Here is a 14,222-nt window from a genome sequence, read left to right as displayed (position 1 = left end):
TAATATGTATATGAGTAGTTTTGTTTTAATTTTTGTTACAAATTACTTTTTAGACTTCACTTTTATACTCCATTCAAAATTAAATACTGATACTTCTACTCCATCTGCATTCGTTCCTGTAGATTGCATCCAAATGGTTTGCCCTTCGCCAGTTTCTATAGCTTTAGCAATTGCATCATCGATTTTATTTCCATCATTACAAGCAAACATAATTTTACCTGTCGCTTTTTTAGTAAAAGTGGCATTATTATTTGCTACTAGCATAGAAATGTTTTTTCCACTTTCTTTAATTTTCATTAGCATTAAAGCACCAGTTGTTAATTCGGCAGCCATACCTTGCACAGCCCAAAACATAGATTTAAAAGGATTTTGATTTATCCATCTATGTTTAACATATACAGTACAAGCTTCATTATTAATAGATTTTACTCGTACTCCTGTAAAAAAAACGGATGGTAACTTAAACAGATTAAAAGTATTAATTTTTCTAGGTGTTAGCTTCATTATAGATATAATTTTCACCAAAACTATCGAAAATATTTGACATTTCAATTTGTTAAAATTTTGTTAATTTTTAGTACTATGCGTAACATAATACCTTTTTAAAGACATATATTTGTATAAGAAACTATTATATACTTTTAGATCATGGTAAACAACCATCAAAAAAACATTGCAACTTTTATACATTTATCTACGTTTTCAAGATTCATTATTCCTTTAGGAAATTTTCTTGGACCAATAATACTTTGGGTTGCTAATAAGGATAAATCAGAATTTGTAGATGCACACGGAAAGCAGGCTATTAATTTTCAGATAAGTATTTTACTATATAGTATTGTAATAGGGTTGCTAACGGTTCCGTTTTTCATCTTTAATATTTTTAAACAAATAGATTTTATAAATATTAATGCTTTTGAAAACATTAGTATAAACTTAGACAAGCCTTCTCCTTTATTATATATTGGTGGTGCTTTTGCCGGGCTAGCAGTTATTGCTTTTCTATTAGAACTAGTGTTTATTATTAAAGCAAGTTTAACAGCAAGAGATGGCGAATTTTTTAAATATCCGTTAACCATCAATTTTTTAAAATAATTTCAAACGAATTAATCACTCGTTAAATACAAATTAATCATCAACCATTTAATCATCAAAAAATGAACAGTTATAACAAAATTAAAAGGAAACTATGAAGATAGAAAACACAAAAGCACAAATGCGTAAAGGTGTACTAGAATACTGCATACTCTCGGTCTTAAAAGACGATGATGCGTATGTTGCAGAAATTCTAGGAACATTAAAAGACGCAAAACTTTTAGTAGTAGAAGGAACAATTTACCCTTTACTTACTAGATTAAAAAACGCAGGACTTCTTAATTACAGATGGGAAGAATCTACCTCAGGACCTCCAAGAAAATATTATGGTTTAACTGAAACGGGAAAATTGTTTCTTAAAGAATTAACTACCACTTGGAGCGAATTACAAAACGCAGTAAATATAGTAACAAGACAAAAATCAACAAATAATGAATAAAACAGTCAACATAAATTTAGCAGGTATATTTTTTCATATAGATGAAGATGCATATACAAAATTACAACGCTATCTGGAGGCTATTAAACGTTCGTTTACAGACTCTCAAGGTCGCTCGGAAATTATTTCTGACATAGAAGCAAGAATTGCTGAACTTTTTACAGAACGCGTAAAACACGACAAGCAAGTTATTGGTATTAAAGAAGTAGACGATGTAATTACTATTATGGGGCAACCCGAAGATTACATAGTAGACGATGAAATATTTGAAGATGAACCAAAACAATATTCTTCTAGCAATAAAACTTCTAGCAGAAAACTGTTTAGAGATACAGATAACTCCTATGTTGGTGGTGTTTCTGCAGGACTATCCCATTACTTTGGTATAGATGCTATTTGGATTCGTTTAATTTGGATTCTTTTAATATTTGGTGCTGGAACTGGAGTTTTACTTTATATCTTATTATGGATTTTACTTCCTGAAGCCGTTACCACAAGTGACAAACTAATGATGAAAGGAGAACCGGTAAACATTAGTAATATCGAAAAGAAAATTAAAGATGGTATTGTTACTGTTTCAGATACGGTTCAAGATGTTGCAAAAAACGTTTCCGATTCGGTTAGTGATGCAGCAAAAAACATCGACTTTAAAAAAAAAAGTAACTCCTTAAAGTCAACATCTACTTCGTTCTTTGACACTATTGGAGATATTTTTATGTTTTTCTTAAAAGTAGCTGCAAAATTTATTGGAGTTATACTAATAATAATAGGTGCTTCTGCTTTAATAGGTTTAATAATAGGAATGTTTACGGTAGGCATTTCTGATGCCATTAACGTACCAGGATTTGACATAGTAGATACCGCAAATGCTGCAGGAACTCCCGTTTGGTTAGTTTCTCTATTGGCTTTATTTGCAATTGGAATCCCATTTTTCTTTGTATTCTATTTAGGTCTAAAGATATTAATTAATAACCTAAAATCTATTGGTAATATTGCAAAATACTCTTTACTTGGTTTATGGTTAATGGCTATAATAGGTCTTGTTGTTATTGGTGTTACACAAGCTACAGAACATGCTTTTGATGCAACTATTAAACATAAAGAAGTATATAGTATGGCAACAATTGACACTTTAAATATTAAGATGATAGACAATAATGACTACAACAAAAGTATGCAAAGAAATAATAATTCGTTTCATCTAGTTTATGGAGATGATGACCAAAAATATATTTTTTCATCAGACGTAAAAATAGTTATTAGGTCTACACAAGACTCTGTAGCTACTTTACACATTGAAAAAAATGCAGATGGTAGAAGTTTTCAAACGGCTAAAGAACGTGCCGAAAACATAGATTATAATTATGCGCTTGTTAATAATACATTACAATTCGACTCGTATTTAACAACCAATGCAGATAATAAATTTAGTGATCAAGAAGTAAGATTAATTTTATATGTACCCGAAGGAACAGTTATAAACTTAAACAAGAATACTAGATCCTTTTTAAACTATTATACCTCCAATAATAATTTAGTTAATTATAAAGATTCTGGCCACATTTTAAAAGTATTAGATGATGAAGCAACTTGTTTAGATTGTACTGAAAAAGAGGAAGAGGATAAAAATTACAAATTAAATATTGATGTCAATAATGACAAAGGCTCTAGTCTTATAATAGATGATGAAGGTTTAGAACTAAAAACCAAAGACTCTAATTTAAAAATAGATGAAGATGGTGTTCGAGGAAACTCGGAGGACATTAAAGTTAAAATTGACGAAGATGGAATAAAAATATCAACGGAAAACGATTAACAATTCATCCTAATAAATCAACAAGTCAGATATTAAAGTTATTAATCACTAACAAAAAGTATAATATTTGAATCATTAATTAATCAATCAAAAAACAAACAATTATGATCAATTTAGTAGGGGCTATAATAAAAATAGCATTGGATATTTTATTTTAGCAAAGAGTTAAAACCAACCAATTAATCCAGTTGTACTGATTTTTTCCAGTACAAAAAAACCATTTCAAACTTAAAATCAAGTTTGGGATGGTTTTTGTATATATTTGTAGTATAACTATTAACTTTAAAATAAATGGCTAAAAAATGGCTCATAACACTGTGTATTGCTACACTAGCAATTTCAAGTTTTGCTCAAGAAAAAGTAAAAGGAAATAAAAATGTTACTACAGTAGAAACTTTAATAGATGATTTTAACACCATTTCTTTTGGTGAAAAATTTGAAATTGAATTAATACAAAGCGATGCTGCATCGGTAGAAATTGAAACCGACGAAAACTTACATGATATTATTGAGTTTTCTGTAAAAGATAGTGTGCTTCATTTTAGTACTTCTGCAAAAATTCAATCTAGTAAAAAATTAAATATAGTAGTGAATATTACTAAATCACTTCGTAAAATAGAAATTAATGAAGATGCAGAAGTGAGTGCTGCAAACACCTTAAAAAACGATTCTTTGATATTAATAATTAATGACTACTCTAAGGCGTTTTTAAATATTAAAAACAAACAATTCACACTAACAAATAACAATAAATCCACATTTGGGATTAGTTCTAAATCAAAACTTAATATAGAAAGCGATAAGGTGTTAATCGAACTTAACGAAAACAGTAAAACCGAAGCTTTAATCGAAACGGATAGTTTACAAATAGATATGTACCAAAGTGCTTATGCAAAGTTAGAAGGTGATGTAGAACACGCTACACTTAACACGATAAACTCCTCCGATTTTTCGGCAAAAAACTTATCTATCAATACTTGTAATTTAGTTATTGAAGATTCTAGTGATGCTACAATACATGTAGTAAATGATTTAACTTTAGAAACCTCAGGAACAAGTGATGTGCATCTTTATGGTGATCCTAAGATTACTATAAATAAATTTAAAGACACCTCAACATTACATAAAAAGAAAATATAAAAGATGTGTGTGTTAAATTTCTCCACATCTACTTATATTAAAAAGTGGCTAAAGTTTAATTAAACATTAGCCACTTTTTAATACTTGTATTTTATACTTCTAGTTATAATTAGAAGTACTCACCTCAAAAGTCGAGTCTTTAGCAGCTAAATAACGCTCCGCATCTAAAGCAGCCATACATCCTGTTCCAGCAGCAGTAATAGCTTGTCTGTAAACATGATCTGCAGCATCACCACTTACAAAAACACCTTCCACATTTGTTTTTGAGGTTCCTGGTTTTGCATAAACAATATAACCTGTTGGGTCTAAATCTATATCGTCTTTAAAAATATCCGTATTTGGTTTATGCCCAATAGCTACAAAAAAACCTGTTGCAGGAATATCGTGTTTTTCATTGGTTTTATTATTTACTACTCGTACTCCAGTTACTACTTGTCCGTCACCTAAAACTTCATCCGTTTCCGTATTAAAAAGAATTTCAATATTTTCTGTATTAGCAACACGAGCAGCCATAATTTTAGAAGCTCTAAATTCGTCACGTCTTACTAACATCGTTACTTTTTTACAAAGTTTCGATAAATAATGTGCTTCTTCGCAAGCACTATCTCCTGCTCCAACTATAACCACTTCATGGTTTCTATAGAAAAACCCATCACAAACAGCACAAGCAGAAACACCGCCTCCAAGTTTTAAATATTTTTGTTCAGACTCTAATCCTAAATATTTTGCTGAGGCACCAGTAGAAATAATTACAGTATCGCAATGAATTTCTTTCGTTTCATTTACCCAAACTTTATGAACATCTCCTGAAAAATCTACCTTCGTTATCCAACCATTACGAACATCAGTTTCAAAACGTTCTGCTTGTTTTTGTAGCTCCATCATCATTTCAGGTCCGGTAATACCGTCAGGATAACCAGGAAAATTCTCAACTTCGTTAGTTGTAGTTAATTGACCACCCGGTTGTGTACCTTGGTACAAAACAGGTTTCATATTTGCTCTAGCGGCATAGATCGCAGCTGTATAACCAGCAGGTCCAGAACCAATAATTAAGCATTTTACTTTTTCAATTGTATCAGACATAATTTTAGTATCTTATTAGGTATACAAAAGTAGGATTTTTGATAGAAAACTTACATTTAAGTTATCAACAGTTGTTATTAAAACATAAGAATAATTGATATAAAAAAACGCTTCTATCTTCTTCAATAATTCTCTAATTATTTTTTGGGTTAAAAAAAATATCGATTAAGGTATTTAAATATCCGAAATAACTTAATTTATGAAAAACTTAAAACATTGCAAAACACAAAACCACATTCTAAATTTAAATTAGCAGATTTACCCAATTTACTAATTAAAACCTATAAAGATTGGAATGCAGAAAACCCATTTCGATTAAGTGCTGTTGTTGCCTACTATGCTATCCTATCTATGCCTGGGTTATTAGTAATAATTATTAATGTAATTGGTGCTATTCTAGGAGAAGAGGTAGTTAAAGGTGAATTAACTAATGAAATATCAACGGCCTTAGGAAGAGATACTGCAACTGCGGTAGAAACAATGATTTCGGAAACACAAGATGCAGATAAAAACATTGTTTCTACCATTATTGGCATTGGGACTTTAGTTTTTGGTGCTTCTGGAGTTTTCTACCATTTACAAATCTCTATAAATCAAATTTGGAAAATAGATGCTGCATTACAATTAACATTTTGGCGAATGTTATTAAATAGAGCTAGAAGTTTTACTTTCATTTTAGTCTTAGGTTTTTTACTGTTGATTAGTTTTATAATTACTGCAGGTATTTCTGCGCTTACAAAATTTTTAAGCAGAAATTTCCCGGATGTAATCGTTTATTTAGCCTATTTTATAGATATCATTCTTTCTTTAAGCATGGTTACTGTACTTTTTGCTCTCTTATTTAAATATTTGCCAAATGCAAAAATAAAATGGAAATCCGTTTGGATTGGCGCATTTATTACTGCTATCTTATTTGTTCTAGGTAAGTTCTTATTAGGTCTTTATTTTGGACGTGCAGATTTTGATTCCACTTATGGTGCAGCAGGAACAGTGGTTTTAATACTACTATGGGTATCATACTCCTGTTTAATTTTGTTTTTTGGAGCAGAATTCACTAGAGTTTATGCTGAAAAATATGGTTTTGGAATTAAACCAACAAGTGAATCTATACATAACAAATAATAATTAAAACCTCTATTCAAAGTGGATCATATTAGTCAGAAAATTATCAATCAAATATTTTTGCTTTCCTTAATACTAGGCATTGCGGCAATAATTATATTCGAAATGGCACCATATTTTTCAGGTGTACTAGGAGCAATAACTTTTTATGTTTTACTACGAAAACCCATGAGGAAAATGGTAGCAAAAGGATGGAATTCACAACTTGCGGTTTTCGTTTTACTAGCTTTATCTGTTATCTGTATACTATTACCTGTTTTAGGTATTGTACTTATGCTAAGTAACAAAATAAGTAATGTTTCTGAAAACTCGGAACGCGTTATTAATGCGCTAACATCTCAGTTTAAAAAAATGGAAAACCTATTAGGGTTTAATATAAATGATCAAATAGACTCTTCTCAAGTTTCATCAATTATTTCAGAAAAGTTACAAAGTTTTGCAGGAAGTACTTTTGAAGTTACTATTTCTATATTTATTATGTATTTTTTGCTTTATTATATGCTAACGAACCGAAGAAAATTAAGAGAAAGTCTATTTGAATACATACCTATAAGTACCGATAATTTAAAAATTATAGGAGATGACATTAGTATTATGGTGCGCTCTAATGCAATAGGAATCCCTTTAGTTGCCATCGCACAAGGTGTTGTAGCGCTTATTGGTTTCCTTATTTTTGGAATTGAGAACCCCGTTTTTTGGTTTGTAATGGTTACTATTGGATCTATGATTCCATTTGTAGGTGGCATGTTAGGTATTATTCCAGCATTTATAATAACCTATGCCAATAGTGATGCTTTTCAGGCTTGGGGAATTTTATTATACGGAATACTAATTGTTGGATCTACAGATAATATTATAAGACTTTATGTGTTACAAAAACTAGACAATGTACACCCATTAATTACCTTAATTGGTGTTATTATTGGTGTGCCTTTATTTGGTTTTATAGGATTAATTTTTGGTCCATTATTATTAAGCCTACTTATCGTAATAATAAAAATTTATAAAAAAGAATATCGATAAATCAAATCTAAAAAAGAAAAATAAAATGGGTGTAATAGCAACAAATAAAAGAGAAATAAAACTATATTACAATTCTAAAACAGCAATTGGTAAGCAAACGCTACCATACGTACAAGCTTCAAACAAGAAACTTTTAGCCATAGATCTTTCTAAAACAAAAGTTACAGGAACACAATGGATTGAAATAGCTGAAAATTTAAAAATGCCGTTGGCGGATTTGGTGCACCAAAAGCATCCAGATTTCACAAAAAACTATTATGAAAAAAATATAGATTTAAACACAGAAGATTGGATTAAAGTACTACAAAAACATCCAGAAACATTAAAATGTTCTATTTTAAATATAGGGAATCATTATCATTTATTAGAAACTCCTTCGGATTTTATAAAATACATGGAACCGGATAGCAAGGCTTTAAACCCATAAAAACTAGATAGTAATTAATGTGTTTTAATATTACTTTTTGGGATTTTCTTAAAGAACTCCGCCAATTCTAAATTTCCAGTTGGTCCATAACTAGCCAAAACGGTTCCCTGGAGTCCTGAACTTGTAGTTATGGCATATAATATAGATGCATCGGAAGGATTACTCATACCTTCAAATCGCATTTCTTTATCAATATAAATTTGATGCGGCATAAATGCACCTTTACTATTTACTTCTATTAGCTTTTCATTTACAAGTCTAAAATTATTGGTATATCCATGCTTTTTTAGCCTTTCTATATATTCTATTTCATGTTTAGCGTATTCCATTTCATGTTTTTTTTATACAAAAAGGCAGTAAAATCCTTAGATTAAACTGCCTTTTATTATTAATATTCTACTGTTTTTTTTAATAAAAAAATTGCTTGTAGGCTTAGAACAGTTTTAATTTTAAATAATTTTTTATATTTTTTTTCTTCCGGTTATTAAGGAAATAATGAATAGCACTATAAAAATATAGAATAAAATTTTTGCTATACTTGCGGCTCCTTCAGATATTCCTCCGAAACCAAAAATTCCAGCAACTATTGCTAAAATAACGAAAATGATTGCGTAACGTAACATATTATATTTGGTTTTAAGTTGTTGTTGTAACGACGTTCATTACAATACTCTAAGATCCATCTTTTTTACCTTAAAGCTTAACTATATCAAAACTTCGTTTAACTCTTTCCGTATTCTAATAGAATGTTTATAGTTTCTAGCTTGTTAGCTCACTAGATTGAATTATTTCCTGATTTACAACTTTCGATTGAAAATCATAATAATCCCGATTATTTATTATTGCTTTTACTTCAGAAAAAGAATAGCTTTTATCTAACCAATAGTTAAAATATTTCCTTTTAAGAATTACGGGTTGATTTTTTGAAAAATTGGGAATAGAATTATTTTTTGTTGGCATCATTAATAGAGAACAAGTCTTAAAACCGTCTGATAATTCGTTATACACTCCAGCCATACAAAAAGGTTTATTGTTTTTTCTATAGACAAGAAAGGTTTTAATTTTTCCTGCACTAATAAATGTGGTATAAAATCCATTTACAACAATAAGACATCTTTTCGTTTTTAAACTTTTGGTATAAAAAACATCTTCATTAGTAACGTTATTTACTGGCACATTTAAGGTGTTCGATATATTTTGAAAAACCGCCCAATTATCTTTAAAATCTACAGGTAACAACCCCCAAATTGAAAAATCGATAGTCTTTGTTTTTTCTATAGTTATTATTGGCAAAGTACTTTCTTTTAAACCATTAATAATTGGTATTGGTTTATACAACTTAGGATACTTAAATTGGGCTTCAAAAGTATCTTCTATCGTTTTTAAACTAGCAGTGTTTCGTAATTTATAAAACATAATATTCGTTTTTTACAATAAAAGAAGAACTCATTTAATACGTTAATTGTAATACTAAAAATAGGTGCTCATTTAAGTATTACTTTAAAACAAGAAGATTATTTGTGCTTATTGGGTTTCAATTATCAATAACCTAGCAAAAAGAGAAGCTGTATTCGTTTTTTTTTATATACCTTTACTTTATCAGATATAATATATTTTAAACCGTTTGTTATAATTAATGAAAATTATTAAAATTAATGCTGAAAATACTATGGATAGTATTCAGCAAATTAAAGAACAAATTGGTGGTACTATTACTCAAAAATGGGGAGAAAATGTATTAGATATAGATAACGAATTTGCTAAAGGATGCATCAGATCGATGTCTTTTGATTGGGGAGTTAGTTTTGTAGAGTTTAACCTTATTTTCTTTCAAAACACCAAAGTTATTTCAGATCCTTCAAAATTTAATCCAATTCAATTTTCCTATTCTTTAAATGGTTCTTTTGATCATAAGTTTAGTAATCAAGAAGAATTTACTACTATTGAACAATTTCATTCCTTTATAGGGACTTGTGATAGCGATGTTTCGCATCATTTTAATTTTCCAAAAGACGTTCACATAGAGTTAAATACAATTCGAATTATTCGTAAAAAGTTTTTAAACAAACGAATAAACATTTCTAATATGCTTAATAATAAACTATATGAAGTTTTTGTGGATAAGCAACATGATAATAAGTTTGCTTATTATGGTCCAATAAGTTTAAAAATGGCAGATCGTGTAAAAGCGCTGCAAGACATTAAAACGAAAGGCATGATTAGGTTACTAAAAGCAGAAGGAGAATTATACCAATTATTGTCTATGCATATTGAATTACACAACAAATATGATAGTGCAGAAGTTTTAGATATTCCACTTTCAAAATCCGTTTTAAAGAGAATTAAAAAACTTGGTGAAAAAATAGTTAAAAACCCAGAAGATAATTATCTATTAGAGGAACTATCGAGTGAAACAGGTTTGTCGCAAGCAAAGCTACAAGAAGGTTTTAAATTTTTATTTGCGAAAACAGTTACAGAATACATTAGACATGTACGATTAGAAAAAGCAAGAGATTTAATGAATAATACCAACTTAAATATTTCGCAGATAGTATATTCTATAGGATTTACAAGCAGAAGTTATTTTTCGAAAATTTTTAAAGATAAATATGGATTAACCCCAAATGAATTTAAAAAACAGATTGTAGTTTTAATCGAAGAAGAATCTTAAATAAAAAATCCGATTCTTCATTATATTTTTTTAGCTTCTTTTTACCTTATTTTTTTTGCTGTTTTTTTTCTTTTTCATCAGCTCCATTTTCTGCATCTTTAAAATCTATGTCGTTGTCAATTACATTTTTAAATGCGTCAACCCAGGCATTTTTAAATATGTTTGTAATTGTTGGCCAAACTTTAGAATTTACAGTATTTAAATCTCCTTCTAGAGGTACTTTAGTTGCTAAAGTATTGACTTTTTGATTTTTTAATACAAATTTAAAAAAGCCAACAAATCCTTCCCAAAGTGTTTCTAAAAAACCATCTTCTTTACCTATTAGTATAGCATCTTTCAAAATGGGTTTTACATAACCTTTTAAATAACCATCAGCAATAGCGATTTCACTAAAAACATTAAAATCACCTTTATCAAAATCAATACTAGCATAATGATTTGTAAAATCATTTAAAGCAGTTACCGTTGCGTTTTCTAGAGAAAAAGAGATATCCATGTCCGGAATTTTTTTAATAATATTCATTTTCCCATCTAATGTAAAGTTTCCTTCACCAACAGAAATAGCACTTGCATGGACTGTAGAAGGTAGCTTTACAGACTTATCTACTACATTTCTTAAATTAGACATAGAAAGTTCTACTTTATCTAAATGCAGATCGATAGTTGGCTCGGCAGTTACCTCAACAAAAGCAAATTTTCCATCATGAATTTCAAGGTTATTAATATCAATTGGCACCAAGTCTGTTAAAGCTTTAGACCAATCCTCTAAATCAGATTCGTTTGCGTCTTCAGATTGATCCTCAAAAACATAAATTATTTCGGGACTATTCATTATAATTTCACTAACGATTTCACCTTTAAATAAGGATTTCCATTCTACAGAAATATCGGTTTTTTTGAAATTTAAAAATGGTACCTGAGAGGTTGCATTCACTTTATTTAAGTACAAGTTATCTATAACATACGCACCACGTATTAATGAAATATCGATATCTTCTACTTGTCCATAATAACCTGGAATATCTGCTAGAACTTTATTTACATGCTTTTTCACAAGAAAAGGAAGCATTAATCTTAAAATTATTAAGGCTACAATAATTAATAAGGGAATTATATATCTTTTCTTTTTGAAAATAATAGGTGTATTCATATTATATATTACAATTAAATATTATTTACTTCCGTCTCCTGTTAATGCACTTATTAATCCGCTCTCCACATTAATCCATAAATAATTAAAGAATGATTTTGTGTTGTTACGATCTACTTGTATTTCACCATATCGATAACCGTCTTTATCGGTTTTAGATCCATCATTTACAAATATACTAGCAATAGCTGTTAATAAGGTCTTGGCTTTATTCTTTTTATCCAAAATCTCAAATTTAAATGCTTTGTATTTCATTTTTAACATCCCTTTGGAATGCCTTTCATTTCCACTAAATGTAAAATATATCTGTTCAATATCCCCTTCTGCTTTTGCATTTAAATTAGATTTAAAAAAGGTATTTACTATTTCGGCTTGGAAGTCTTTGAATTGTCCGGAAACTAAAAAAGCATTTTGGGTATTATTCACGTCAAAACTAACATTCAATTCCATTGGTGCTTTTCCCATAAAATTAGAACGAACTACAATTTCGGTTGTATCTCTATTTTTAAAAGTGGTTGCCAAATTAGTTATCTTAGCATTTACTGTTTTAAAAAACAGTTTTCCTGCTGGACCACTAGCCGCTACTCTTTCGGCATATTCTATAGTTCCATTGCTAATATCTATATTTTTTATAGCTAAATAAAACGGTAAATCACGCAACATTTCACTATACATTTTTTTTGTTTGCATGTCATCTGTCACTCTTTTGTCTCTATAAATACTTAGATCGGGTTGCTGAATTTTTACGGTGTTTACTTTTACAAGAAGACCTTCGGTATTAAAACCAAAATCTAATTTATGCATCAGTAATTCTGGAATATGAAGATCTACGTAATCGCGTTCTACATCAATTTCCTTAGATAATTCTTCTTTTGAAAGCTTTGTTTGTAGAATAATATTTTTCAAATTTAAGTCTTCATCTTCTATACTTAATATATCTATTTTTAGTGTTTCATAAGCACTTAAAGTGGTGAAAAATTGTTTTGTAGTAAGATGATAATTTTTATAAACAAAAGGCATGTCTCGCTTTATTATTTCGGCATCTAATTGAAGATCTTTCAGCTTAAAATTAAATGCTTTTGCACTAGTGAAAACCCTATTTGAATTTGCATCTTTTACTTGTATATCTCCGTTTACAATAGAAATATTATGAATAGTTACAGTTTTATCCCATTTGTCATCTCCAATATTCTTCCTTTTTTGAAATTGCTCATTTGAATGTGTAAAATATTCCGCTTTGGGCTCACTAAAAACAACATTGTCTATTACTACTTTTTTATTAAAAACAAACTGCCATAATTTAAAACCATCTACTTTAAGATGATTAGCATGTACTGTTGCTCTAATATTTTTATCGCTATTTAAAACTTTTAGATTTAGATAGTCCATATCGATTGTTCCCGTGATAACATTTACTTGTATATTGGCATATTCTAGTTTTATGTTTTTAGGTAGTTTAGTGTATATTGCTTGAATTACTTCTGTTTTAAATTTATTTTGAAGAAAGAAAAAGCATCCTAAAACACCCACTAAAAGTATACTTATTGTTATTTTGGATCGATGCATAGTTTAGATTGGAAAAACAAGAAAATTTATAAAAAAGCTTAAGCTACAAACAAGAAAGTTGTAAAGAATAAGACTATGAAGATACTATAAAAGCCACCTAGGACCATTTAGACAGCTCAAACAATTGGATAAAAACTTATTTAATAATCTTTTTCAATAGCATAAACCCTCCCATTTTACCAGCCATTTTTATTGCAGAACGCACCCAATTAATTGGTTGTAAATCTTCTTTAATATCTTCTTTAACGAGTTTAAGTTCTTCCCAAGCAATTTGTCGCTCCAGGTCAAGTCTTCTTAAATCGTTATCAATATCTTTAAATGATTTATAGGTTTTCATAGTATTAATTAAAAAATTTAATGGAAACTTTTTTGATTATTTTCTGGTCTATATACTTTCTAAAAACATAAATTAAAACAGCTAGTGCTATAAAAATTAATGCTACAATAAAGCAACCCAAGGTAAAACTCCCCAAGGCATTACCAATTGCAATTGCTCCAGAAATGGCTAGAAAAACTAAGCCCAAAAACACCAAACTTCCAACAGCAAAAAGCTTAACTACTAAACTAATTGAAAAAGTTAATTGCTGAAATGTCTTTAGTTTAATGTAATCATGTGAAGTTTTAATATACTTCTCACCAAGATCTGTAGCTTTTTCAGAGGTATTATTTATGGATTCAAATACACTCATA

At 29.2% G+C, this 14,222-nt stretch carries 17 protein-coding genes; 8 read left to right on the top strand and 9 right to left on the bottom strand.

The features are described from left to right. Nucleotides 1-42: 42 nt before the first annotated feature. On the bottom strand, nucleotides 43-504 hold the full coding sequence (locus tag Q4512_RS14640; RefSeq protein ID WP_303425968.1) for a DUF4442 domain-containing protein: 462 nt from the start codon (nucleotides 502-504) through the stop codon (nucleotides 43-45). 144 nt (nucleotides 505-648) lie between these two features. Between Q4512_RS14640 and Q4512_RS14635 the strand changes: the two genes are divergently transcribed. From Q4512_RS14635 to Q4512_RS14620, 4 genes are all read left to right on the top strand, one after another. Further along, nucleotides 649-1,095 carry a DUF4870 domain-containing protein gene (locus Q4512_RS14635; RefSeq protein WP_303425967.1) on the top strand — a complete coding sequence of 149 codons (447 nt, stop codon included), beginning with the start codon at nucleotides 649-651 and terminating at the stop codon, nucleotides 1,093-1,095. 94 nt (nucleotides 1,096-1,189) lie between these two features. Next, the gene (locus Q4512_RS14630) at nucleotides 1,190-1,534 is read left to right on the top strand and encodes a PadR family transcriptional regulator (protein WP_303425966.1); all 345 of its coding nucleotides are present in this window, start codon (nucleotides 1,190-1,192) and stop codon (nucleotides 1,532-1,534) included. Beyond that, nucleotides 1,527-3,350: a PspC domain-containing protein gene (locus Q4512_RS14625; protein ID WP_303425963.1), complete on the top strand. Its 1,824-nt coding sequence runs from the start codon at nucleotides 1,527-1,529 to the stop codon at nucleotides 3,348-3,350. Before Q4512_RS14630 ends, Q4512_RS14625 begins: the two co-directional genes overlap by 8 nt. Before the next feature lie 291 nt (nucleotides 3,351-3,641). Then, nucleotides 3,642-4,490: a GIN domain-containing protein gene (locus tag Q4512_RS14620; RefSeq protein ID WP_303425961.1), complete on the top strand. Its 849-nt coding sequence runs from the start codon at nucleotides 3,642-3,644 to the stop codon at nucleotides 4,488-4,490. A gap of 99 nt (nucleotides 4,491-4,589) precedes the next feature. Here Q4512_RS14620 and trxB read toward each other — a convergent pair whose 3' ends face one another. Beyond that, nucleotides 4,590-5,573, bottom strand: coding sequence for a thioredoxin-disulfide reductase (gene trxB / locus Q4512_RS14615; protein ID WP_303425959.1), 984 nt, complete (start codon nucleotides 5,571-5,573; stop codon nucleotides 4,590-4,592). Nucleotides 5,574-5,789: 216 nt separating this feature from the next. Here trxB and Q4512_RS14610 point away from each other — a divergent pair, with 216 nt between their 5' ends. Genes Q4512_RS14610 through Q4512_RS14600 form a run of 3 tightly spaced genes read left to right on the top strand, consistent with a single transcriptional unit; the run spans nucleotide 5,790 to nucleotide 8,145 of the window. Beyond that, a complete protein-coding gene (locus Q4512_RS14610; RefSeq protein WP_303425958.1) occupies nucleotides 5,790-6,695 on the top strand; it encodes a YihY/virulence factor BrkB family protein in 906 nt (301 codons plus the stop codon). A gap of 21 nt (nucleotides 6,696-6,716) precedes the next feature. After that, a complete protein-coding gene (locus Q4512_RS14605; protein ID WP_303425957.1) occupies nucleotides 6,717-7,718 on the top strand; it encodes an AI-2E family transporter in 1,002 nt (333 codons plus the stop codon). A 25-nt stretch (nucleotides 7,719-7,743) separates the two neighbouring features. Continuing rightward, nucleotides 7,744-8,145, top strand: coding sequence for an arsenate reductase family protein (locus Q4512_RS14600; protein ID WP_303425956.1), 402 nt, complete (start codon nucleotides 7,744-7,746; stop codon nucleotides 8,143-8,145). A gap of 14 nt (nucleotides 8,146-8,159) precedes the next feature. On the opposite strand, the gene Q4512_RS14595 is transcribed toward Q4512_RS14600, so the two are convergent. The 3 genes from Q4512_RS14595 to Q4512_RS14585 all read right to left on the bottom strand — a co-directional run bounded on the left by Q4512_RS14595 (nucleotide 8,160) and on the right by Q4512_RS14585 (nucleotide 9,561). Next, nucleotides 8,160-8,474 (bottom strand): hypothetical protein, encoded by a 315-nt coding sequence (locus Q4512_RS14595; RefSeq protein ID WP_303425955.1) that lies wholly within the window; start codon nucleotides 8,472-8,474, stop codon nucleotides 8,160-8,162. A 132-nt stretch (nucleotides 8,475-8,606) separates the two neighbouring features. After that, nucleotides 8,607-8,768, bottom strand: a complete 162-nt coding sequence (locus Q4512_RS14590) for a DUF1328 domain-containing protein (RefSeq protein WP_303425953.1) — start codon at nucleotides 8,766-8,768, stop codon at nucleotides 8,607-8,609. 136 nt (nucleotides 8,769-8,904) lie between these two features. After that, nucleotides 8,905-9,561 carry an SOS response-associated peptidase family protein gene (locus tag Q4512_RS14585; RefSeq protein ID WP_303425951.1) on the bottom strand — a complete coding sequence of 219 codons (657 nt, stop codon included), beginning with the start codon at nucleotides 9,559-9,561 and terminating at the stop codon, nucleotides 8,905-8,907. A gap of 220 nt (nucleotides 9,562-9,781) precedes the next feature. Here Q4512_RS14585 and Q4512_RS14580 point away from each other — a divergent pair, with 220 nt between their 5' ends. Continuing rightward, nucleotides 9,782-10,816 (top strand): AraC family transcriptional regulator, encoded by a 1,035-nt coding sequence (locus Q4512_RS14580; RefSeq protein ID WP_303425949.1) that lies wholly within the window; start codon nucleotides 9,782-9,784, stop codon nucleotides 10,814-10,816. A gap of 46 nt (nucleotides 10,817-10,862) precedes the next feature. Here Q4512_RS14580 and Q4512_RS14575 read toward each other — a convergent pair whose 3' ends face one another. From Q4512_RS14575 to Q4512_RS14560, 4 genes are all read right to left on the bottom strand, one after another. Further along, nucleotides 10,863-11,966: a DUF748 domain-containing protein gene (locus Q4512_RS14575; protein ID WP_303425947.1), complete on the bottom strand. Its 1,104-nt coding sequence runs from the start codon at nucleotides 11,964-11,966 to the stop codon at nucleotides 10,863-10,865. 21 nt (nucleotides 11,967-11,987) lie between these two features. After that, nucleotides 11,988-13,532 (bottom strand): hypothetical protein, encoded by a 1,545-nt coding sequence (locus Q4512_RS14570; RefSeq protein ID WP_303425945.1) that lies wholly within the window; start codon nucleotides 13,530-13,532, stop codon nucleotides 11,988-11,990. Between the two features lie 136 nt (nucleotides 13,533-13,668). Beyond that, nucleotides 13,669-13,869: a DUF6327 family protein gene (locus tag Q4512_RS14565; protein WP_303425943.1), complete on the bottom strand. Its 201-nt coding sequence runs from the start codon at nucleotides 13,867-13,869 to the stop codon at nucleotides 13,669-13,671. Between the two features lie 4 nt (nucleotides 13,870-13,873). Further along, nucleotides 13,874-14,221 carry a hypothetical protein gene (locus Q4512_RS14560; RefSeq protein WP_303425941.1) on the bottom strand — a complete coding sequence of 116 codons (348 nt, stop codon included), beginning with the start codon at nucleotides 14,219-14,221 and terminating at the stop codon, nucleotides 13,874-13,876. Nucleotide 14,222: the final 1 nt, after the last annotated feature.

The organism is Oceanihabitans sp. 2_MG-2023, assembly GCF_030547245.1.
GTDB lineage: Bacteria > Bacteroidota > Bacteroidia > Flavobacteriales > Flavobacteriaceae > Oceanihabitans.
This window is presented reverse-complemented; position numbering and strand designations above follow the sequence as displayed.